Genomic DNA, 22,494 nt, shown 5'->3' with positions numbered 1-22,494 from the left:
CCCAGACCCACCGTGGTCGTGGTCTTGCCTTCGCCGGCCGGCGTCGGGTTGATCGCCGTCACCAGGATCAGCCGGCCGTTCTCCTTGCCCTGCACCGACTTGATGAACGAAGCCGAGACCTTCGCCTTGTCGTGCCCGTAGGGAAGAAGATCGCCAGACGGTATCCCGATCTTCGCACCAACCTCCTGGATCGCCTTCTTCGACGCTCCACGCGCAATCTCAATGTCGCTTTTAACTTCGGCCATGGATGCGTTCCCTCTTAGATGGGCTGTCCGGAACAGCGATAAAACCTGCGGGGAATGGCCGGTGCCATTCCAAAACAGGCGCAAGATGATGAGAAAGCGACAGGGATCGCCTGCCGCATCTGTCCTGGATCACCGGAACAACCGAAAACCGGATTCCACTTTTCGGTCCGATGCTCTAGCGATCCAGAATGGAGCGAAGTTCCACGATGTTGGAACGCACCTGCAACAGGTTGAAGCCCATCGTCGCCAGATGTGAGGGGAAGAAGGCGCTGGACTCGTTGCCGTTGGAGATGATCCATGGCTGAACGTTGAGCGAAGCGCGCAACTGGCCCTCCATGCGGGTCCACAGCGTAGTGAGATTGCGCTCGGCAATGACCGATGCAAAGTCTGAACGGGCCGCAACCAGAACGCCGTAATACGCATAAAGCTGGCCATAGGCGAACCAGAAGCGGTCATCGGCGCGCACATCAAACCAGCCGGCATCAGATGCTTCGATGCGCTGGCGCAAAATGTCCGAGGTCGAGCCGATGTCGCCGGCGATGCGGTCGAGGAACTGCATCAGATTGTCGGCGCGGGCATCAAAGGTCGACTGGCATTTTTGAAGGCTGGTGTTGAAATCGCGCAGATTGGTGATGGCCTCGCGATAGAGGCTGGGGGTCGGGCGGGTCGGGCCACGCCAGCCGATGTACCAGGCGGTTTCGCTCCATGCGAGGTTCGTGCGGGCATTCTGCAGATTCTGGTCGATCTGCGAGGTGCCGCGCACGCGGCCAAGCGTGTCGACCAGCTCCGTGGTGGTGCGGCGCATCACCTGATTGATGCCGAGCTGGAAGGCTGCCTTGTTGTCAAAGAACGGCGTGTTTTTCCATTCGATGCCGAACAGGCCGATCTTGGACAGTACCATGGAGGAAATCCAAGGGTTCTGGTTGACGTTGAAGTCGATCAGATCGGCCGAGGTGAGGGCAATCGCTGATGGCTTGCAGGTCGGTTGCGGCTCGCCACCGACAGTTGCCGAAATCGCGGCCGGCGTAACCGGATCGCCGGCACCGGCGGTGCCCCGCGCATCGACGAGAGCTGCCGGATAATCCGGATCGAAATTGGTCCAGAACTGGGTGACGTAGAAGAAATAGCCATACATGGCCACGATGACGGCAAGCACGCCGCCGACAACGGCCTTCAGGATCAGGCCGCGTTGCAGATACCAGCGCCCGAGCCACATGAACGGCCACAGGATGATGCCGATCACGAAGCCGACGCCACGTCCGATCCAATGAAATATCCGGGTGATGAAGTTCACGATCGGATCAAGCATGGCATTCTACCCCGCTGCGGTTCAGTCAGTCAGACCGTAGAGGCGGGCACGAAATACCCGCTTGTCCTTCAGATATGCGGTTTTCAGGACATCCACAACATGAGCCCGCCAGTTCTGGCTGTAGGTCTCATACTCGGTGTAAAAGCCCTGCTTGTTGAAGACGTAGCGCGAGACGAAATCCTGCGGCACGAAGTCCGAAATCAGCCTGTTCGTCAGCCACGCATCGGGATGGTCTGGCCGGGCCCGAACCACAAGGAAGCGCTGCCGGTGCGGCACCTCGTCGATGCGCAGCTGGCCAAGCTGGCGGATTTCACGCTTGGCGGCATTCAGGAACGGAAAATTTCCGTCGCTGTTGATGCGTGCAGCATTGTTGTGGATCCATGTCTGAAGCCAGATCTTGTCGACTTCGGACAGGTTACGCTCCGGTTCCGCATCGCGGATCAGGCTGCGCACCACCATTTCGGCGCGGTGTTCGAGATAGCCGGAAGCCTCTATCCATGAAGCGCGCGGCAGTTCGAGGCGTCCGGTTTCGGCAAGGAAGCGGAACACGCGATCTGCGTCGAAGATCGAGATATAGCTGACCTGCCATGGGCGCGAGCGCCGGAAACCGGGAGCGGACGGATCGCAGATGACGGTGGTCACATCGGGATCGATGAAAACATAAAGCCCGCCGAAATGGCTGGTCCAGTAGGCGTTGTGGCGAAAAATGACCTGATCGGGAACCAGCGCGTTCTCACGGATGTCGCCGCAGATGCGCGCCAGTTCCACCATCCGTTCCAGCATGGCGTCGTCGCGCCACGCATCGGGCTCCTGCTTCAGGCGGTCGACAAGCGTGCCGAGTTCGGCCGCCTTGCCGAGAACGTCTTCTGCCGATAGCACCCGGAATTCGACCTGGCTGATCGACAGCAGATCCTCGATGTCCTCGACGGTCGAAACCGAATCGTCGATCTCGCCATAGATCACATCCTTGATGGTCAGCGCGTTGATGGCCCGCTGGTTGCGGGTCATGAACTCGAACATCAGTTGCGATGTGTTTGAAAATGCTGTGTGAACCACCGGCAGGTCGATCTGCGCCGGGGTGAGGATGATGAAGCGCCGGTTGACGCCGTTGGGATCGAGATAGGACAGGTCGCCCAGTTCCTCCGCCACCTGCGGCGAGAAGCCGGTGCGGTCGATCTCGAAGGCCTGCAGGTCGGTGGGCGACAGGCCGAACGCCTTGAGCGCCTTGTTGTAGCGCTCGATCAAATGCGGTTCGTCCACCGTGAGCAGGCGGCCGTAAATGAGGGCGCTGTCGCGCAGAAGGGGAAACCGGGACGGCATCAGGCGGCCGCCTTGCGAAGATGTGACGGATGAGCCTCAGGCATTCCACAGCCCCTGCTTCTTCAGATCCTCCATTTCGCGGGCGGCGCGTTCGCGCAGACGGGCATCGCGCAGGAGTTTCTCCACCGCGGCATCGTCGGACTTGTCGGCGTAGCGGAATTCGGAATCGGCGTAGCGGTTGATCTCCTGCATCACCATGTCCATCGAGAACGGCCCGCGCAGTTCCTCGATCATGGCCTTCTTGTCGTCGTAGGGTTTGTGCATGAAGGTTTCGGGCCTGTCGAACCAGTCGTCCGGCAGTTCGATGTCCATGGCGCGCATCTTGATGGCGTCGGTGACGTTCTTGATGGCGCGGCCGGTGAAGCGGGGCTCCGCCTCCTTGATGCGGTGCAGGTAGTCGCCGATGTCGGCCAGCGTCTTTGCTTCGCCGTTCTCCTTCACGTAGCGCTCATAGACCCGCGCAAGCCCGTCTTCCTGTGGCCGGGCATGGCTCTCATAGGCTTCCGAAACCGCGCGCTGGATTTCCTGCGCGGCGTAAAGCTGGTGATCGCCAAGCGGGATTTTATGATTCTTTCCAGCGAGTAGCACGAAGATGTCAATATAGTCCTCGCGCGTCTGCGGCCCGTCCACCAGCCAGCGCGCGCCTGCGCGCTGCCGCAGCGCGTCGTCGACATTCTCGGGATAGTTGGAAAACATGCCGAAGGAACAATTGCCGCGCACGACCGTCGCCGCGCCGGCGAAGGCGTCCATCAGCACGCCGGTGATTTCCTGCTGGCCGGCCGAGGCCCGGTCGTCGGAGCGCTTCGCCGCCACCTGATCGATGTCGTCGATGGTGCCGAAGCCGATGGCGCGCGGGTTGAGCACGTTGGTGATGAACTGGCGGCAGTTCTGGCCCGACTTGCCCTGATAGGACGAGATCTGGTCAACACCGAAATTCTCGTAGACGAAGGGGTAGCCGGCGATCTGGCAATAATCGTTGACGAGGCCGGCGATCATCTGGATCAGGGTCGTCTTGCCGGTGCCGGGCGCGCCGTCGCCGATGAAGGTGAACAGGAAGCCGCCGAGTTCGACGAAAGGATTGAGTTCGCGGTCGAAGTCATAGGCCATCAGCATCTTCGCGAGCTTGACCGACTGGTATTTGGCGATGTGGTTGCCGACCACTTCCTCCGGCTTTTTAAAGCTCATGACCAGCGGCTTGCTGCGCTTGCCGGGCGCCACGTCGAAGCCGTCGAGGGTGAAGTCGTCGGCGTCGATGCGGATATGGCTGTTCTCGAAAGGTCCGAGGGCACCGTCCAGCCGGGTCTTGCGCTGCAGCAGGCCGTCGATGGCCACGCGCGCGAAAGAGCGGGCACGGATCATCAGGTCGGCATCGTCCTTCGCGCCTGTGAGCGCCCTGTCGAGACCGGAAACGATCGACTTTACCGCATCCTGCGGGGTATCGAACAGGAAGTCGGGTTCGGCGAGGTCGTTCGGTGCCTCGCCGTCGCTGTCGATCAACTGGTAGAGATAGGCGGCGAAGCCGAAAGCGGCGATATAGGCGGAGGAGGACAGAAGCTTCCTGAAGCGCGCGGCCTCGTCGCCCTGCAGGGGCGAGCGGGCATTTTGCGCTTGCAGACCTTCGAGGTCGGTGCCCTGCGCAAACACTTCGGCAATGGCCAGCGCCACGGCAATGCCGCGCCGGGCGAGGTAGAGCAGGGTGTGCTGGGGAATGGACAGCAACTGATCGTCGGGATGGATCGCACCCACCGTCTTTGCCAGTTCCACCTCGCGCGTGCGGCGCACCGAGCCAGTCGACACGGTGGAGACGAAGCGGCGGTTGGTGCCGGCCAGCGCCGTGCCAGCCTCGCGGGAAGGGTCCTCCAGCACGACGATGCGCGTGATGAAACTCTGCGCCGTGGCACGGTGCTTCTCTATCGAAGCTTCGGGAATGGTGGTCAGGCCGGTGTCCATGGAGCCTCCGCTTGGCTGATTTCAGACATCGCTGATCACCTGTCCGTTGGACAGGATATGGACCTTGTAGCCCGCGAAAATCTTCTGTGTCTCGCCGGCTGCATAGAGGGCCTGATAGGCCTCGTGCGGCACCAGGGCATGGTTTTCGTAAGCCGATACGCCCTGCCGCGTGGCTTCGAGATCGTCGGTGTCGATGTGGAATTCCTGCGTCGTCTTGGAGCTGGAGAACAGCCCGCGACGGCCGGGCTTCTCGCCTCTGGAAAACACTTCCTGCACGGTCCACGTCAGCAGCCAGGCGTTTTCCGGTTTGCGCACCCGCTCCAGCACCTCGTTGACAACCGAGTTGTTCTCGGTGATGCCGGCCGAATAGAACGGCCCCAGCACCACGCGCCGCAACTGCTTGGGGTGCAGCGTCTCGAAATCCTTGTCGAGATTGCTGGCGATTGTGATTGGCGACAGCGAATAGGCCGAATTGCGCTCGGTGAAGTCGTCGAACCTGTGCGCCAGTTCCGGGTTGAGCAGGCCGTCGACGGGCAGGGGGATTTCCACCTTCGTGTTCAGCTTGCGGTCGTTGTCGACGAGCTGGCGCACGATGGTTTCGGACGAATCTTCCACCGTCGCCATGTAAACCAGCGGCAGGTTGGCGGTGCCGTCGAAGCTTGCCCAGTGGACGAGATAGTAAGGCAGGCCCGATTTCGGGTTGACCGAAACCTTGACGGTCTGGGCGAGCGAGAAGGGGCCGAAGGTTTCCTCATCCCCGACGCCTTCGAGATAGAGGCGCTCGGCCATGGAGCGCTGAAGCGCGGCGGGGAATTCCTTGTTGCGCAGGATGAAGTCGGCCATTTCCCGCCGTAGCTCATCGGCCTGCGGGATTGTGGCGAGGCGCGCTTCGGCCTGCTTGCGGTCGTTTTCCAGCTCCAGCACGTTCTGGAAGACGGGAAATCCGCTTTCGGCGCGCGAGATGCGGAAGCTGTCCTGAAAGTCCAGCCGGTTGCGCCAGCAGGAAAAGGATTTTTCCAGCCGCGAAATATATTCGGCAACGATGGAAGCGACGATATCGTGGCGGTAGAGCGGCGAGCGGTCGTCGCGCAGGAACACTTCCAGCCCGTTCAGCGCCGCCGCGATGGAGGAGAAATAGCGCTCTGCGGCATCGGATTCGGCGTTCATGTAAGGCTCTATTCTATGCCTTCACCCCGGCCTATGCCTTCACATAGTCCGCGGCATTGTGCTTGCGCAGCACATCGTCGAAGCGGCGCGCGAAGGCGTCGTCGGCCAGCTTCTTGCGGCGCTGGATGTCGGCTGTCGCCACCATGTTCTTCTCGTGCAGTTCGAGCAGGTCGCCGATGTGCTTCTGTGCGGCCGCACCGATGCCGGCCATCGTCTCTTCCGCCGTGGTGTCGACACGCGAACCCAGCGTGTTGATCTTGTGGGCGACGTCCTGCTGGGCGGCGGTCTTCAGCGAATCCTCCAGCGCCTTGTAGAGCACGATGCGCTGCTCGGTATCGATGGTCAGCTTGTTGATGAGCGTCGATTGCGCGGCGATCTGGTTGTTGAGCGAATCCACGAAGGTCTGGAACATGGACGTATAGCGTTCCAGCGTCTGGCTCTCGGCCAGCAGTTCCTGCTCCTTCGCCTGCCGCTCATTGTATTCGGTGGCAAGCTTCGAGCGTTCGCCTTCCAGCTCCGTGCGTTCGCTCTGGCTGGTGGACGCGGCGATGCGGTTTTCGATGTCGAGCAGCAGCGGGTTCAGTTCCTCGATGCGCTTTTGCGTGGCGGTGAGGTTCTCGATGGTCGCCTTGCGGCGCTCGATCACCGTGGAAAGGCTCGCCTCAGAGGTCTTGTAGCGCTGGTCGAGCACGTCCTTCTGCGCCTTGAGGATGCCGACGATGGTGTCGGACTTGGTCAGCAGTTCCTGAAGGTTGCCGGCGAGCGACATGTTGCGCACACGCTCGGAACGCAGCCGCTGCTGGCGCTGACGCGAGAAGATGCCGATGAACTTTTCCCATGCCGAATAGTTCTTCATGCTCTCGAACTCGGTGCCGAAGACGTTGGTGGCGTCCTCCAGCCCGATGATGAGATCGGCAATGTTCGCTTCCATCACCTTCTGCTGATTCAGAACGTCCTGAATGCGGGCGCTCTCGATGTCGAAATTGGCGTCGCCGATGGTCTTGTCGGCCTTGGCCAAAGTTTCCAGCACGGAACCAGACTGCTCGATGCGCGAGCGCATGTCCTCGACGGCCTGCTTCGTCTTCGCAATTTCGGCGTCGAAATTCTGCAGCGTCGCCATCGGGTTCTCCACGGTTCAGGACAGGTTCGCGTTCTGCGAGCGGCGAATATAGGCAGGGCCCAGCTTCATGGAAAGGCGCAAGCGATATGCGTCAACGGAAAAACGCAGGATTGGCGCGCGTATCGCGGGCTGCGAAAACGAAAGCGCCCGCCTGCGGCATGCGCAAGGCGGGCGAGAAACGAACAGGGCCAAAGCGTGTCGCTATCTTTCAGGATAGCTCGTTACGCTTCAGGCTCTTGTTTTACGCATGCCGTTGTCCCGAAACTGGTTCCCGTTTTCGGGCGACATGTCCTAAGCTCAGGAAGCGGCGGGTGCCGCCGGCCGTGCCGGACGAGCCGGCATGCGCGGCTTCTTCACCGGCCCGGCAATCAGTCCCTCACGAATGGCAAGCTTGCGAGCTGCCTTGCGCGTCCGGCGGACGGCTTCAGCCTTTTCACGGCCGCGGCGCTCGGAAGGCTTCTCATAGGCGCGGCGCGCCTTCATTTCGCGAAAGATGCCTTCGCGCTGCAATTTCTTCTTCAGGACCCGCAGAGCCTGATCGACATTGTTATCACGGACAAGTACCTGCAATGAACTTCCTTCTTTCTGTTGCTGTGAAAACGGATGGGATACGAAACGGTTCGGCTGGCTCGGAGGCAGCGGAAAATCCCGGCGAATTGTCTCTATATAGGATAAAATCCGGAATTGTGTACTTTTTCGCCGGTTTATTATCGGTTGTGTGGAAAGTGCCTGCAAATGGCCATCGTTTCCAATGCCGGCGCGCGATATGTCGTGGATCGGCAAGTTCGCGGCGCCTGAGAGATCGTGTCGCCGGTTGAAAGGAAATGAGAATAATGTTTGGCTTAAAACAACTCATAACCCCGCGGGCCTCCGGCACCGCCAAAGAGCCAGAATGGGAGAAAAAGATGCCCAGCTTCAAAACAATAGCCGTGTCGCTCGTCTTCACGGCAGCGGCAGGCGGCGCAGCCTTCGCGGCCGAGCCGGCCAGTTGCAAGGCCGTTCGTTTCGCCGATGTCGGCTGGACCGACATCACCGCGACCACCGCAACCGCTTCGGTGATTCTGGAGGCGCTCGGCTATCAGCCTGACGTGCAGGTATTGTCGGTGCCGGTGACTTATGCCTCGCTCAGCGCGAAGGATATCGACGTCTTCCTCGGCAACTGGATGCCGACGATGGAAGCCGACATCAAACCTTACCAGGAAAACGGCACGGTCGACACCGTGGTGACCAATCTGGAAGGAGCGAAGTACACGCTGGCCGTGCCCGCCTATACCTATGAAGCGGGGCTGAAGAGCTTTCAGGATATCGCGAAATTCAAGGACAAGCTCGGCAATAAGATTTACGGCATCGAGGCTGGCAACGACGGCAACCGTGTCGTGCTCGACATGATTTCCGCAAACAAGTTCGATACCTCGGGTTTCGAGCTGGTGGAAAGCTCCGAGGCCGGCATGCTGGCCGCCGTGCAGAAGGCCGTGGGCTCGAAGCAGGATATCGTGTTCCTTGGCTGGGAGCCGCATCCCATGAACGCGAACATCGACATGAAGTATCTTGAGGGCGGCGACGACGTGTTCGGCCCCAATTACGGCGGGGCCACGGTGCTCACCAATGTGCGTGCAGGCTACACCACCGAATGCCCGAACATGGGGGCGTTCCTGAAGAACCTCGTCTTCTCCCTGACGATGGAGAACGAGATCATGGGGGCGATCCTCAATGACAATGCCGAGCCGAAAGCTGCTGCAACGGCATGGCTGAAAGCCAATCCCGAGGCCATCACGCCGTGGCTGCAGGGCGTGACCACCTTCGACGGGGGCGACGCAGACGCTGCCGTGAAATCGGCACTGGGCCTTTGACGATCCGCCAATAACGGAAATGACGCAAATGGTGGACGGCTGCAATTGCTGTCCACCGTTGACGTAACAAAAAACGAAGAGCGGGGAGCATAATGGATCCTGTCTCGGCGTTCATCGCCAGCTTCAAGATCCCGGTCGGACAGTGGGGGAGGTCGTTCTTCACCTTTCTGACCACCAATTTCGAGTGGCTGTTCGATGCGATCGCCGACGGGGTGACGTGGGTTCTCCAGAGCCTCATCGGCATGCTCCTGTGGTTCCCGCCGGTGGTCGTGTTGCTCTTGATCGCGGCGCTTGCGTGGTGGCTGCAACGCTCCTGGAAACTGGCGCTCGCCGTGGCGCTGGGCTTCGGCTTCATCATCAATCAGGGGCTTTGGAAGGATACGGTCGAGACGCTGGTGCTGGTGGTCAGCGCGACTGCCGCCTCCATGGCCATCGGCGTGCCGATCGGCATCTGGGCCGCGCACAACGAACGCGGCTACCGCATCCTTCAGCCGATCCTCGACCTGATGCAGACGATGCCGACATTCGTCTATCTCATTCCGGTGCTCATCCTGTTCGGCCTCGGCATTGCGCCGGGGATGATCGTTACGGTGATCTTCGCATGTCCGGCTCCCATCCGCCTCACCCATCTCGGCATCACCTCCGTGCCCCGGCCGATGATCGAGGCGGGCGAGGCCTTTGGCGCCACCAAGCGCCAGCTTCTGTGGAAGGTGGAGCTTCCGGCGGCGCTTCCCACCATCATGGCCGGCCTTACCCAATGCATCATGCTGTCGCTGTCGATGGTGGTGATCGCGGCACTGATCGGCGCCAACGGGCTCGGCAAGCCTGTGGTGCGGGCGCTGAACTCGGTCAACATTCCGCTCGGGCTTGAAGCCGGCCTCGCCATCGTCATCGTGGCCATCATCCTAGACCGGATGAGCCGCGTCAGGGCAGGAGCCGCACGATGACGGTCGCCGTCGAATTCCGCAATGTCGACATCGTGTTCGGCAAGGACACCGCGCGCGCCCTCGATATGATCGACAAGGGAGCGACGCGGGACGAGGTGCTGGCCAGCACCGGGGCAGTGATTGGCTGCGCGGGCGCCAGCCTCGCCGTCAGCGAAGGCGACATATCCGTGCTGATGGGCCTTTCGGGCTCCGGCAAGTCCACGCTGCTGCGGGCCGTCAACCGCCTCAACGTCGTCAGCCGCGGCGAGGTTCTGGTGCGGGACGGCAACGACATGATCGATGTCGTCAACTGCAACGACGCGACGCTGCGCCATCTGCGCCAGAAAAAGGTCGCGATGGTGTTCCAGCAGTTCGGCCTGCTTCCATGGCGCACGGTGGAGGAGAATGTCGGCTTCGGGCTTGAGCTTGCCGGGGTGCCGGAAGCGGAGCGCCGCGAGCGCGTTGCTCGCCAGCTCAAGCTGGTCGGCCTCCAGCAATGGGCCGGCAAATATGCGCACGAGCTTTCAGGCGGAATGCAGCAGCGGGTCGGGCTGGCGCGCGCTTTCGCCACTGAAGCGCCGATCCTGCTGATGGACGAGCCGTTCTCGGCCCTCGATCCGCTCATCCGCACCAAGTTGCAGGATGAATTGCTCCAGCTCCAGAGCGAGCTGAAGAAGACGATCATCTTCGTCTCGCACGATCTGGAAGAGGCGCTGAAGATCGGCACCACCATCACCATCATGGAGGGTGGCCACATCATCCAGACAGGCACGCCCGAGGATATCGTGCTGAAACCGCAGAACGACTATGTGCGCGACTTCATCGCGAACGTGAATCCGCTGTCGGTGCTGACGGCGTGGAACGTCATGCGCATGAAGCACGAGCTGGATCACGACGCCGACGGATGGGTGTGGCTCGACCGCCGTGCCACGACGCGCTTCAGGCTTGATGCCAACGATCTTGTCGTCGCCGCCGAACGCAACGGCCAGCCGGCGGACTGGGTGTCCTGCGAAGATGTGGAAAAGCTGCCGGAAGATTGCTCACAGGTGTTCTGGGCGACACCCGGAACGCCGCTGAAGACGGTGATGCTGGCCATGCAGCGTTCGCAGACGGCCCCGGTCGCCCTGTTCGACGACCAGTCGCGCTTCGTGGGTTCGATCGGCATCCGCGATGTGCTGACGGCGGTTCTCAGGCGGTAAAGCATTTTGCAGTCAGACGGTATCGTCTGACGTCGCACAAACGCAGCCTGCTGCTCCAGCGCCACGACAGCGCCTGTCACTCCGCCCGTTGGGGATCAGCGCCCTTCGCGATACCACATGCCGCCAAGCGCCAGCAGAAGCAGGCTGAGGCCGAGGAAACCGCCGAACAGGGGCACGCTGCTGACGGATTTCAGCACGCTGTCTTCCGTGTTGCGCAGGCCGATCCAGTCATTGCCGGATGCCTGTGCTGATGGGCGCACGGGCACCACCGAAGGCAGGTCGACTCCCGCCGGATCGGAGCCCGCCAGCCGGCGCACGCTGCCGCCGACCGCTTCGGCCACTGGTTTCAGCTTGTCGGGCGTTGAGAGCACATCGGTAAATTCAGGCGAATTCACTGGCCCGACATGGGCAAGAGTGGAGAGGTCGCCATTGGTGACCTGATAGAGGCCGATCTCGTCGGTCTCGAGGCTGCCGGTGAAAATGCCCGGTTCGGACTGGGAAAGCCGCACATCGACCGTCTTGCCCGATGGGGTCGTCACCTGCACGGGGCCGGGATCCTCGCTCATCGTCTGGCGGCGGATGTCCAGCACCATGCCGCGGCCATCGGCCGTCAGCCTTTCCTCCTCAAGCTCGGGCTCCTTCATCAGCCAGTGGGCAAGGCGCCGGTAAAGCTGGACATGCGGACCGCCGCCCTCGTAGCCGCGCGCCCACAGCCAGCCCTGATCGGACAAAAGCATGCCGACGCGGCCTTCGCCCTTGTGGTCGAGCAGGAGCAGGGGCTGCTCGTCCGCCCCCTTCATGACCACCTCGCCCTGCGGGTTCTCGATGCGCACGGTGCGGAACCAGCGGCCCCAGCGCGGGGGCTCACTGGCCGAGCCATCGAGCCCGCGCGTCACCGGGTGGCGCTGGCCAAGTTCGGTCAGGCGCGGATAGAAAGCCTTGTCGATGACGTCGCCGGTCGGCATGGCGGGCAGGGCGGACATCAGCGGCGTGTTGGCGATGGTGCTGTAGCCGGCATATTCAGGCCCGGCCGCGATCAGCAGGGCGCCGCCGTTTTCGACATATTCGGCGATGTAGTCGTAATAGAGGATCGGCAATACGTCGCGGTGCTGGTAGCGGTCGAAGATGATGAGATCGAACTCGTTGATCTTCTCGACGAACAGTTCGCGCGTCGGAAACGCGATCAGCGACAATTCGTGGATCGGCGTCGCATCCTGCTTTTCCGGCGGGCGCAGAATGGTGAAGTGGACGAGATCCACCGAAGCGTCCGACTTCAGCAGGTTGCGCCAGGTGCGCTCGCCCGCATGGGGCTCGCCCGACACCAGCAGCACGCGCAGGTTCTCGCGGATGCCGTCGATCAGCGCGATGGTGCGGTTGTTGGTGTCGGTGAGTTCACCTTCCTCCACGGGGATGGACAACTCGACGATGTTGCGGCCGGCATTGGGCACGATGATCTGCAGGGGCATTTCACGGCCGACCTGCGCCTGTGTGACGCCTGCCTGCCTGCCATTGATGGCGATGTTCACATCGACCGTTCCCTGGTTCCCGTCGGTGGCGAGGACCCTGTAGGTCATGTCGAGCGGCTTGCCGACGAGGCCGAAGCGCGGTGCCTTCTCGAAGCGGATGCGGCGATCCTTCTCGCCCTCATGGCCGGTGATCAGGGCATGGAGAGGCGCGTCGAAATCGGGCGCGGTGGCGGGCACGTCATGCACCTGACCGTCGGTGATCATCACGGCACCGGCGATGCGGGAGTTGGGCACGTCGCGGAATGCGTTCTGCAACGCCGAGAAAAGCCGCGTTTCGGTGCGGTCGCCGGCAACAGTGTCGCTGCGGCCCGTCTCGACGACGCGCACATCGAACTGGCCGAAACGGGCGAGGCGCTCCTTCATGCCGGCAAGGGCAGCTTCGGCCTGCTGTTCGCGCTCGCCGATGGACTGGCTCTGGCTGCGGTCGACAACGAGTGCGACGACGCTTTGCAGGGGCTCGCGCTCCTCATCCAGCAGCACCGGGTTGAGCAGGGCGGCGGCGAGCGCAGCCAGCGCAATGGCGCGCATGACCGCGCCGCGTTGGCGCAGGAACAGCCCGGCAAGCGCCAGCAGGGTCAGAGGAATGAACACGGCCGCCAGAAGGGGCCATGAAAGCAGCGGTTCGAAGGAAAGCGACCAGTTGTTCATGCGCTTACTGCCCCAGCCGTTCGAGCAGGATCGGCACATGCACCTGATCGGACTTGTAGTTGCCCGTCAGCATGTACATCATGATGTTGACCCCGCCGCGCAGCGCATAGACACGCTGCATCGGATCGGGCGGGACGGTGGGAAACAGCGGGTCTCCACCGGCATCGACTGCCCATGCGCCGGCAAGATCATTGGCGGTTATCAGGATGGGCGACACGCCGTCGCCGGTGCGCACGGGGCGGTTGTCGTCGTTGGAGGCGTCGAGCGATGCTTCCACCCACATCGGGCTGCCGTTGAAGCGGCCGGGAAACTCGGGGACCATATAGAACGACTTGGTCAGCACATGGTCTGCCGGCACCGGCTCCAGCGGCGGTATGTTGAGGTTGCCCAGAATGTCGCGCAGACGCTGGGTGGCGGGGCTGGCCGAGCCCTCACCAAAGCCGCTCGAATACTGGTCGCGCGTATCGAACAGCACCGTTCCGCCCTGACGCATATAGGCGTCGATGCGTGCGATGGCGTCTTCGTCCGGCATCGGGGAGGCCGGATCGATCGGCCAGTAGATCAGCGGGTAGAAGGCCAGTTCGTCTTTCGCGATATCCACGCCTGTGGGTTCTCCCGGTTCCATCGAGGTTTTCTCGACGAGAAAGCGAGTGAGGCCCTGAAGGCCGGCGCGGCTGACGGCGTCGACGCCCGAGGTGCCGGTGATCACATAGGCGAGCCGCGTGGTCGAAATCGCCTCAATGGATGCGGCATCGTCCGGTTTTGCATCCTGCGCGGAAGCATTCTGGACGAGCATGACAGAAAGGGAAACGGCGAGCAGCAGGGACGCGGCAGCAGTGGTGGCGGCCGCATTGCGGCCCTTGCGCCGCCGTGCCAGAACACCGCCCATCCACAGAACCGCCAGCGTGTCGAGCGCCATCAGCACAAGCGCAGCAGCGATGAAGGGACCCTTGAGGAGACTCGATTCATCGAAGGCATAGGCGATCTCCGTCACCGGGACCTGTGCCTGCGGCCGTTCGATCGGCAGCAGCCTGCTTTCGGAGGAAAGCAGATTGTGGGCCACCACGCCGGCTTCCGAACCATAAAGGCCGGGTGGGTTCTCCATCGTCACCGCAGCGCCGGAGCCTGGTGTCAATGGCCGTGCCTCGGGAGAGGGGGGAACAAGGGCGCCATCGGCGGCGATCATGCGGTAAGGCGCGAGCGCTGCCGGCGTGGCGTCGGCCGGCGTCTCAATGCTGCCCTGATTGCGCGAGAGCAGCACGACGCGCTGGAGCATCTCCACGAAGCTGCCGGAGATCGGCAGGTTCGACCATGTCGCGGTCGGCGCGATGTGGAAGAGCACGATGCTGCCCTTGCCGCGCTTCGCACCCGTCACCAGCGGCGTGCCATCGGCAAGGCTCGCCCATGTGCGATCGACGATATCCGCCGAAGGCTCGGCCAGCACCTGCCGGCTGACCGTCACCTCGCGTGGCGGGGTGAGATCGGCGAAGGGGCCGGACGGAGGAAACTCGGTCACCGGCTGCGGCGTGGTCCACGAAAGCGCGCCGCCGAAATTGCGCTCGCCGCCGCGCAGCCGCACGGGCAGCAGATCGTCGTTGCCGGCATTGGCAAGCCGGGGACCGGCGAAACGCACCAGCGTGCCGCCGCCCTGAACCCAGTCGGCGAGCCTCGCCCGCGCCTGTTCGGGCATGGCGCCGACATCGGACATGATGATCATAGCCGGCTTCTGGTCGAGAATTTGCGGAATGGCCTCGGCAAGATCGGGATTCGACGGCTCGATCAGATCGGCGAAGGGAGAAAGCGCGCGGCGGATATAGTAGAGCGGGGACAAAAGCGGCTGCGCCTGATCGGCTTCTGATTGCGAGATCAGCCCGACGCGGCGGCGTCTGGAGCTTTCGTCCAGAACCCGCACCGCGCCGGCGTGGCGTTCGCCGTCCAGCGCGACGGAGGCGAAGTCGTTGCGCAGTTCGAATGGCACGGTCATCGTCGCGGTGGCGGTGTCCTCGCCGGCACTGAAGGCGAGCACGGCATCGGCGATGCGGCGGCCCTTGTCGTCGAACGCGCCGGCAGTCAGACGGGCGGGCGCGGCATTGCCGGGTGCGCGGATCGCCGTCAGCGAGAAGCCGTCAACCTCGTTCTCCGTCGCCTTCAGCGCGATCGGTGCGATGCGTTCGGGTGCGGCCCATATGAGGCTTGCCGCGCCACGCGCCAGAAGTGCTGCGAAAGCCGGCCTGTCGTCCGGAGCTTCCAGGCCATCGCTGAGCACGGCGATGCCGGCGCCCGGCATCGCTGCGAGTGCTTCGCCAACACGCGCATAGATCGCCTGCCGGTCGGTCGGGATCGGGCGCAGCATGGTCGCGCGCAGGCGATCGAGCGCGGCGTTGGCGTCGAAGGGGCCGATATCGGCATTAGGCTTTTCGGCGGTGAAGGCGAGTATCACCGGAATGTCGGACGTGCCGGCATCCGCGATAAGGCGCCGGGCGGTGGCAACGCGCTTGTCCCAGTCAGGTGCGGAGGCCCAGCCATTGTCGATGACCAGCGCGAGGCCGGCTCCGCGCGCAGGCGCTTCCTCGCGCGGATTGAGCACCGGGTCCGCGAGCGCCATGATGACGAGCGCGGCCATGAGGAGACGCAGAAGCGTCAGCCACCACGGGCTTTGCCGTGGTGTTTCCTCGCGCTTGAGCACGCGGGCAAGGATCTTCAGCGGCGGGAACAGCTCGGTCTGGGGTCTGGGCGGGGTGAAGCGCAGCAACCACCAGATCACCGGCAGCGCCAGCAGCCCGAACAGCACCATGGGCGCTCCGAAGGAGAGCGGCAGCCAGCTCATGCCGATTGCCTCCCTGTTTTTGCCTGAGCATCAAAACCGCCGGCGGCGCTCAGCGCCGCATGCAGGCGCACCAGCGCCTCGGAGGCAGGCCGATCGGTGTGGCTGACGGTGAAACTCCAGTCGTGGCGTCTGGCATGGGCCGCAAGCTCCTCGCGACGCGCCACATACAGACGCCGATAATCGGGGGCCAGCATCTCGGCGCGGCCTGCGGTCAGCTTGTCGCCGCTTTCGGGATCGGTGAATTCCGTACGGCCAGAATAGGGGAAGGTTTCCTCGGCCGGATCGGCAATCTCGATCAGATGGGCGCGCACGCCGTTGCGGGTCAACACGTCAAGCCAGCCGAGCGTGTCCTCGACCGGATCGAGGAAGTCGCTGATCAGGACCACATCGCTGAAGCGCCGGATCCCGGAGAGGTCAGGCCTGTCCGGCAGTGCCGCCGCATGGGCGAGATGCGAGGCGATGCGCTCTGCGCCGTTGCGGGCGCTGAAGGGGTCCGTGAGACCCGGCCAGCCGATGCGCTCGCCGCCGCGCGACAGGAGCTCCGCCGCGGCGAGCGCCAGAACCAGCGCGCGCGATTGCTTGGATACGGTGGCGAGCGTCGATTTGTAGAGCATTGAGGCCGACATGTCCGCCCACAGCCACACGGTGTGCGCGGCTTCCCATTCGCGGTCGCGGAGATAGGTGTGGTCGTCGCGGGCGGAGCGGCGCCAGTCGATGCGACTGACCGACTCGCCATCCACATAGGGCCGGAACTGCCAGAAATTCTCGCCGATGCCGCGTTTGCGGCGGCCATGCCAGCCCGAAACCACCGTGTTGACGATACGGCGTGCCTCGATCAGCAGGTCCGGCACGAGGGCGGCCCGCTGGCGTGCCCTTGCCAGCGCCTCGCGCGCTTCGGCAGGAGCCTGAAACTCGCCGATCCTGGCCATCAGACCGCCTTTGCAAGCCTCGCCACGACATCGCGCACGCTCATGCCTTCGGCGCGTGCAGCGAAGGTCAGGGCCATGCGGTGCTGAAGGACCGGCTCGGCCAGCGCTTTCACGTCGTCGACGGAGGGAGCCAGACGCCCGTCATAGAGGGCGCGGGCGCGGGCGCACAATGTCAGCGCCTGGCTGGCGCGTGGGCCGGGGCCCCACGCCACGTCGCGGTCGGTTTCGGCATCGCCCTGTCCGGGGCGCGCCGAGCGCACCAGCTTCAGGATCGCGTCGACAACGGTTTCCGGCACCGGCATGCGGCGGATGAGGGTCTGGACTTCCCGCAGCCGCTCCGGTGTGAGGATGTTGGCGGCGCGGGCCTCGGACGTTCCCGTCGTTTCCAGAAGAATGCGGCGCTCTGCATCCATATCCGGGTAGAGGATGTCGATCTGCATCAGGAAGCGGTCTAGCTGGGCCTCGGGCAGGGGATAGGTGCCTTCCTGCTCCAGCGGGTTCTGGGTCGCCAGCACATGAAAAGGTGCGGGCAGGTCATAGCGCTGGCCGGCAACGGTGACGTGGTATTCCTGCATGGATTGCAGCAGGGCCGACTGGGTGCGCGGCGAGGCGCGGTTGACCTCGTCGGCCATCAGCAATTGCGCGAAGATGGGGCCGGGAATGAAGCGGAAGGAACGGCGGCCATTCTCGTCCTGCTCCATCACTTCCGAACCCAGAATGTCGGAGGGCATGAGGTCCGGCGTGAACTGCACGCGGCGGGTATCGAGGCCGAGCACAATGCCCAGTGTTTCCACCAGCTTGGTCTTGGCAAGGCCTGGCACGCCGACCAGCAGCGCATGGCCGCCCGCCAGAAGCGCCACGAGGGTGCGCTCGACCACGCTTTCCTGACCGAAGATCACTCTGCCGACGCCGTCGCGCACTGCCGAAATGTCGGCCAGAGCCTTTTCGGCCTGTGCGATCATGTCCTTTTCGCTGATCGGGCTTTCGGTGACGATGACGCTCATGGTGCCTCGGTCCTCTGGTTTCGGCCCTGCTTGCGGGCAATGGCCTGCCCACGATGCCGTGACTCGCAGCATTGCATAAAGACGTGAAGAGTCTAAATCACAGGCTAAGGCTGACAAGCGCGACAACAGTGACTATTTCGTGACCATGAGCGAACGCAAGCCAGAACAGGAACAAGGTCTCGCAGCCGCCGCAGATGCCGGCGGACTGGAGGCGCTGATCGCCCGCGCGACCCGGCCCGGCAAGGGCCTGCCGCCTGTGGACAAGTGGAATCCGGATTTCTGCGGCGATCTCGATATGGAGATTCGCGCCGACGGAACGTGGTTCTATCTCCGCACGCCGATCGGGCGCCCCGCGCTTGTGCGGCTCTTCTCCACCGTGCTGCGCAAGGACGAAGATGGCCGCACCTATCTGGTGACGCCGGTGGAAAAGGTCGGCATCCGCGTCGTCGATGCACCCTTCGTGGCCGTCGAGGCGGATGTGTCCCAGCGGGACGGGCGGCAGATCGTTACCTTCCGCACCAATGTCGGCGATGTCGTCGAGGCCGGCCCCGATAATCCGATGCGCTTTGTCGAGGAAGAAGAAACCTGCGGGCTGAAGCCTTACGTTCTGGTGCGGGGTCGGCTGGAAGCGCTGGTTTCGCGCCCGGTCATGTACCAGCTTGTCGAGCATGGCGAAGAGGTGGAGACACCGCAGGGCCCGATGTTCGCGCTGCGCTCCAATGGCGAGGTTTATCCGATCATGCCGGCCGCCCGGCTGAAACAGCTCAGCGGTTGATTGCCATGGCTCCGAAATCTCCGTTTTCGGCCGAAGGTTTTCGCATGCGCGCGCTGGCGCAGTCACCCGTACAAGCGCCGGGTCAGGTCTATGGCGATCATCGTTTCAATCCGGGCCATCCACGGCTCGCGCTGGAAACCATGAAGTTGCGGCCGGCAGCGGTGCTGATCCCGGTGGTGGACCATGGCGACGAGGCCACAGTGCTGCTCACCAAGCGCTCCGAGACGCTGCGCAATCATACCGGGCAGGTGGCATTTCCCGGCGGGCGCGTCGATGCCACCGATCCCACGCCGGAATACACGGCGCTACGCGAGACGCAGGAGGAAATCGGCCTGCCAGACAAGTTCATCGACGTGGTGGGGCGGATGCCCGACTATGTGTCGGGCAGCGGTTATCTCATCTCGCCAGTACTTTCGGTGGTGAAGCCCGGTTTCCGCCTCGACCTCAACCCGCAGGAGGTGGATACGGCCTTTGAGGTGCCGCTGCGCTTCCTCATGGACCCGGTCAACCATCGCCGCGACAGCCGCATGTGGAACGATCTCGAATGGTACTTCTACGAGATGCCTTATGACGGCCAGCGCATATGGGGTGTGACTGCCGGCATCATCCGCACCCTTTATGAAAGGCTCTATGCGTGAGCGACAAGGTAAGCATTGCCGGGCGTGGCGACTGGCTGGCGGATGAGCATCTGCAGCGCCTGCTTTCGGTTCTGAGCGAAGAGGGCGGGGAAGCCCGTATCGCGGGCGGCGCAGTGCGCAACGCATTGCTCGGCCAGCCCGTCGCGGATGTCGACATCGCGACGACCAACCTGCCGGCCGAGACCATGCGCCGCGCCAGGGAGGCAGGTTTCAAACCTGTCCCGACAGGCATTGACCATGGAACGATCACGGTGGTTGCCGGCGGGCGGCCGTTCGAGGTGACGACGCTGCGTGCCGATGTCGAGACGGACGGTCGCCATGCCCGCGTCGCCTTCGGGCGTGACTGGAAAGCGGATGCGGAGCGGCGCGATTTCACCATCAACGCACTCTACGCCGAAGCCGACGGCAGGGTCATCGACTTCGTTGGCGGGCTGGCCGACATCGAGGCGCAGCGGCTGCGCTTCATCGGTGATCCGGAAGCGCGCATCCGCGAGGACTACCTGCGTATTCTGCGGTTTTTTCGCTTCTTCGCCTGGTATGGTGGCGGCCGGCCTGATGGTGAAGGTCTGAAAGCCTGCGCGCGTCTGAAGGAAGGTCTCGACCGGCTTTCGGCGGAACGCGTCTGGGCGGAACTGAAGAAGCTGCTTTGTGCGCCCGATCCGTCCCGGGCACTGTTGTGGATGCGCCAGTCCGGCGTGCTGTCGCGCATTCTTCCCGAAAGCGAGAAATGGGGCATCGACGGAATCCACGCGCTGGTGCGCGCCGAGGGCGATCTTGGCTGGCCGGTGGACGCCATGCTGCGGCTGGAAACGATGCTGCCGCCGGATGCGGCGCGCATGAAGGCTCTGGCAAAGCGGATGCGCATGTCACGGGCGGAAGCGGATCGTCTGGACAGGTGGGCGTTTGCACCCGCCGTCCGGCCCGGCACGACTGAAGGCGCGCTTGCCCGCGAGCTTTATGAGGGCGATGCGCAGGCCCTGGGCGATCGGCTGGCGATCGCCCTTTCAGCAGCGCGGGCCCGCGCTGCTGAAGACGACAAGGCGCTGTTGGAGGCTGGCGGTTATGCCCGGCAACTCGGCTTCGTCCGGAAATGGACGAGGCCGGAGTTCCCGCTCAAGGGCGCCGACCTGACGGCACTCGGCATCGCGCCCGGCCCAATCCTCGGAACGCTGCTCAGGCGGCTTGAGCAGGAGTGGATCGCAAGCGGTTTCATGCTCGGACGCGATGCGTTGCTGGAGCGCGCGACGGAAGAGATCAGGCCGCGTCCCTGATCTTCTCGATGCGCGAGCGTATGGCCTCGATCATCGTTTCACGAATGACGCTCTCGCCGTGTGTCTCACGCATGTGCTCGACGGCGCGGCGCATCACTTCCGCTTCCTCGTCTGCGCGGGTGTGCCATTCGCAGCCCGGGACGAGCGAACCACAGTGAAATTGCTTCATCGGTGTCTCCTTTCCTCGTCTTCAATGGAGTGCGAGCATAACACATCAGGCGCGAAGTCGATCCATATGGTGATCAAATTTGATGGCAAGGGATCGGCATATCAGGCGCAGCAGCCGGCTGCGCCTGATATGCGACGGCCGGGAAAACGCTATTTCACGACCGTGACGGACTCGGCGATCTTGTTCTTGCCGCTCATATCCCAGTTCACCGACACCTTCTCGCCGACCTTGAGGCCCGGATTCCTGAATGTCTTCGCCAACTGGAAGGCCGAGCCGTCCTGAAGGACAAGCGTCTTGCCGGCGGTGAACTGCCTGATCTGGCCGGTGGTCTGGTGCGGAGCGGCGAATGCCGCCGAACCGCCGGCGAGGAGAAGGGTTGCAACAGTCGAAACAACAAGCGTGCGCATGGCAGGCTCTCCGTGAGATCGCGAACCCCGATGCTTTTGCAGGGTCCGGATTGAGCGGACCGTCCGGACACGTCGGGTCGCGGTCCGGGCTTGACGAACCGCCGGCGTTTCCCGGTCCGTCATGAAATTTATTCCTGATTTTTCAGCAGGATATTAGACTAAAAAGAAATTTTTCAGGGGCGTGGACGCCACAATCGCTGTCCGATTTCTCAATCTGGGCAAGGATTGTGGCGTCGGCTCTTTTCACGGAAATTTTAGCGCCGGACAGGGCGTATCAGGGCCATTTCGCTTCCGGGGGCAGGCTGGAAAGGATGGAGTTGACGTTGCCGCCGGTCTTCAGGCCGAAGGTGGTGCCGCGGTCATAGAGCAGGTTGAACTCCGCGTAGCGGCCGCGGCGGATCAGTTGCTCCTCGCGGTCCTGCTCGGTCCAGCCGTCATTAAAGTTCCTGCGCACGACGTGCTGGTAGGCAACCAGGAAGGCGCGGCCGACATCCTGCACGAAGGCGAAGTCGGCTTTCCAGCCGCCCTTGTCGTCTGGCGAATGCAGCCAGTCGAAGAAGATGCCGCCGATGCCGCGCGGCTCGTTGCGGTGCGGCAGGAAGAAATATTCGTCGCACCAGTCCTTGTAGCGGCCGTAATCGACGATGCCGGCATGCTTGTCGCAGGCGAACTGCATGGCGCGGTGGAAGGCCACCGTGTCGGGGTCTTCCTGCGTGCGCCGCCGGTCGAGAACAGGGGTGAGGTCGGCGCCGCCGCCGAACCACTGGCGCGAGGTGACGACCATGCGCGTGTTCATGTGGACGGTCGGCACGTTCGGGTTCCATGGATGCGCTATCAGGGAAATGCCGCTCGCCCAGAAGCGCGGATCTTCGTCCGCGCCGGGAATGTGGCTGCGGAACTCGGGCGAAAACTCGCCATGGACGGTGGAGGTGTGAACGCCGACCTTCTCGAACAGGCGGCCCTTCATGATCGACATGACGCCGCCACCGCCGCGACCTTCGTCGCGATCCCAGGGCGTGCGCTCGAAGCGGCCGGGCGTCCATGAGGATTGCGGGCCGGACAATTCGTCCTCAAGGCTTTCGAAAGCCGCACAGATGCGGTCGCGCAATTCCTCGAACCAGAACCTTGCCGTCTGCTTTTTTTCTTCGATGTCGGCGGGCAGTCCTGCCGGAATGTCGGGTCGCTGTTGCACTGGCATCTCCGCTTGCGGACCC

The 22,494-nt window shown here is 63.2% G+C and carries 20 protein-coding genes; 6 read left to right on the top strand and 14 right to left on the bottom strand.

Going from position 1 to position 22,494, the window contains the following annotated elements; genetic code table 11:
- The 7 genes from AC5XE7_RS11905 to rpsU all read right to left on the bottom strand — a co-directional run.
- Window positions 1-245 (bottom strand): formate--tetrahydrofolate ligase (locus AC5XE7_RS11905; RefSeq protein ID WP_495367096.1); only part of this gene is annotated, 245 nt, incomplete at its 3' end.
- Between the two features lie 175 nt (window positions 246-420).
- Window positions 421-1,554 carry a DUF2333 family protein gene (locus AC5XE7_RS11900; protein ID WP_239799322.1) on the bottom strand — a complete coding sequence of 378 codons (1,134 nt, stop codon included), beginning with the start codon at window positions 1,552-1,554 and terminating at the stop codon, window positions 421-423.
- A 21-nt stretch (window positions 1,555-1,575) separates the two neighbouring features.
- Window positions 1,576-2,874, bottom strand: coding sequence for a DUF6638 family protein (locus AC5XE7_RS11895; RefSeq protein ID WP_495366185.1), 1,299 nt, complete (start codon window positions 2,872-2,874; stop codon window positions 1,576-1,578).
- Window positions 2,875-2,910: 36 nt separating this feature from the next.
- Entirely contained in the window at window positions 2,911-4,824 is a 1,914-nt protein-coding gene (locus tag AC5XE7_RS11890) for an AAA family ATPase (protein WP_495366184.1), read from the bottom strand.
- Between the two features lie 21 nt (window positions 4,825-4,845).
- Window positions 4,846-5,991, bottom strand: a complete 1,146-nt coding sequence (locus AC5XE7_RS11885) for a hypothetical protein (RefSeq protein WP_280197981.1) — start codon at window positions 5,989-5,991, stop codon at window positions 4,846-4,848.
- A 31-nt stretch (window positions 5,992-6,022) separates the two neighbouring features.
- The gene (locus tag AC5XE7_RS11880; protein WP_495366183.1) at window positions 6,023-7,111 is read right to left on the bottom strand and encodes a hypothetical protein; all 1,089 of its coding nucleotides are present in this window, start codon (window positions 7,109-7,111) and stop codon (window positions 6,023-6,025) included.
- 297 nt (window positions 7,112-7,408) lie between these two features.
- Complete coding sequence (rpsU, locus tag AC5XE7_RS11875) at window positions 7,409-7,681, bottom strand: 30S ribosomal protein S21 (RefSeq protein ID WP_183832648.1); 273 nt, start codon at window positions 7,679-7,681, stop codon at window positions 7,409-7,411.
- A 335-nt stretch (window positions 7,682-8,016) separates the two neighbouring features.
- On the opposite strand from rpsU, the gene AC5XE7_RS11870 reads away from it, so the two are divergent.
- From AC5XE7_RS11870 to choV, 3 genes are all read left to right on the top strand, one after another.
- A complete protein-coding gene (locus AC5XE7_RS11870; protein ID WP_495366182.1) occupies window positions 8,017-8,961 on the top strand; it encodes a choline ABC transporter substrate-binding protein in 945 nt (314 codons plus the stop codon).
- A 92-nt stretch (window positions 8,962-9,053) separates the two neighbouring features.
- A complete protein-coding gene (gene choW / locus AC5XE7_RS11865) occupies window positions 9,054-9,908 on the top strand; it encodes a choline ABC transporter permease subunit (protein ID WP_495366181.1) in 855 nt (284 codons plus the stop codon).
- The gene (choV, locus tag AC5XE7_RS11860; protein ID WP_239799316.1) at window positions 9,905-11,086 is read left to right on the top strand and encodes a choline ABC transporter ATP-binding protein; all 1,182 of its coding nucleotides are present in this window, start codon (window positions 9,905-9,907) and stop codon (window positions 11,084-11,086) included. Before choW ends, choV begins: the two co-directional genes overlap by 4 nt.
- Window positions 11,087-11,181: 95 nt before the next feature.
- Here choV and AC5XE7_RS11855 read toward each other — a convergent pair whose 3' ends face one another.
- From AC5XE7_RS11855 to AC5XE7_RS11840, 4 genes are read right to left on the bottom strand one after another with little or no spacing between them, the layout of a single operon-like run.
- Window positions 11,182-13,260 (bottom strand): hypothetical protein, encoded by a 2,079-nt coding sequence (locus tag AC5XE7_RS11855; RefSeq protein WP_495366180.1) that lies wholly within the window; start codon window positions 13,258-13,260, stop codon window positions 11,182-11,184.
- A 4-nt stretch (window positions 13,261-13,264) separates the two neighbouring features.
- Window positions 13,265-16,087 (bottom strand): DUF4159 domain-containing protein, encoded by a 2,823-nt coding sequence (locus AC5XE7_RS11850; protein ID WP_495366179.1) that lies wholly within the window; start codon window positions 16,085-16,087, stop codon window positions 13,265-13,267.
- Window positions 16,084-17,016, bottom strand: coding sequence for a DUF58 domain-containing protein (locus AC5XE7_RS11845; protein ID WP_495366178.1), 933 nt, complete (start codon window positions 17,014-17,016; stop codon window positions 16,084-16,086). The genes AC5XE7_RS11850 and AC5XE7_RS11845 overlap by 4 nt, the downstream gene beginning before the upstream one ends.
- Complete coding sequence (locus tag AC5XE7_RS11840) at window positions 17,016-18,020, bottom strand: AAA family ATPase (protein ID WP_495366177.1); 1,005 nt, start codon at window positions 18,018-18,020, stop codon at window positions 17,016-17,018. The genes AC5XE7_RS11845 and AC5XE7_RS11840 overlap by 1 nt, the downstream gene beginning before the upstream one ends.
- 145 nt (window positions 18,021-18,165) lie before the next feature.
- Here AC5XE7_RS11840 and AC5XE7_RS11835 point away from each other — a divergent pair, with 145 nt between their 5' ends.
- From AC5XE7_RS11835 to AC5XE7_RS11825, 3 genes are read left to right on the top strand one after another with little or no spacing between them, the layout of a single operon-like run.
- Window positions 18,166-18,795 carry a DUF1285 domain-containing protein gene (locus AC5XE7_RS11835; protein WP_495366193.1) on the top strand — a complete coding sequence of 210 codons (630 nt, stop codon included), beginning with the start codon at window positions 18,166-18,168 and terminating at the stop codon, window positions 18,793-18,795.
- Between the two features lie 5 nt (window positions 18,796-18,800).
- Window positions 18,801-19,433, top strand: a complete 633-nt coding sequence (locus AC5XE7_RS11830; protein WP_495366176.1) for a CoA pyrophosphatase — start codon at window positions 18,801-18,803, stop codon at window positions 19,431-19,433.
- Entirely contained in the window at window positions 19,430-20,704 is a 1,275-nt protein-coding gene (locus AC5XE7_RS11825; protein ID WP_495366175.1) for a CCA tRNA nucleotidyltransferase, read from the top strand. The genes AC5XE7_RS11830 and AC5XE7_RS11825 overlap by 4 nt, the downstream gene beginning before the upstream one ends.
- Here the strand turns inward: AC5XE7_RS11825 and AC5XE7_RS11820 are convergent.
- From AC5XE7_RS11820 to hemF, 3 genes are all read right to left on the bottom strand, one after another.
- Window positions 20,688-20,873 (bottom strand): DUF1059 domain-containing protein, encoded by a 186-nt coding sequence (locus AC5XE7_RS11820; RefSeq protein WP_183832617.1) that lies wholly within the window; start codon window positions 20,871-20,873, stop codon window positions 20,688-20,690. The genes AC5XE7_RS11825 and AC5XE7_RS11820 overlap by 17 nt on opposite strands.
- Window positions 20,874-21,022: 149 nt before the next feature.
- Entirely contained in the window at window positions 21,023-21,280 is a 258-nt protein-coding gene (locus AC5XE7_RS11815; RefSeq protein ID WP_280197972.1) for a DUF1344 domain-containing protein, read from the bottom strand.
- Between the two features lie 274 nt (window positions 21,281-21,554).
- Window positions 21,555-22,472, bottom strand: coding sequence for an oxygen-dependent coproporphyrinogen oxidase (gene hemF, locus AC5XE7_RS11810; RefSeq protein ID WP_280197971.1), 918 nt, complete (start codon window positions 22,470-22,472; stop codon window positions 21,555-21,557).
- Window positions 22,473-22,494 lie beyond the last annotated feature (22 nt).

It is taken from the genome of Aquamicrobium sp. YD-1-mutant5 (assembly GCF_059509755.1).
The sequence above is the reverse complement of the archived record's forward strand: the minus strand, read 5'-3'. Positions and strand labels throughout refer to the sequence as shown.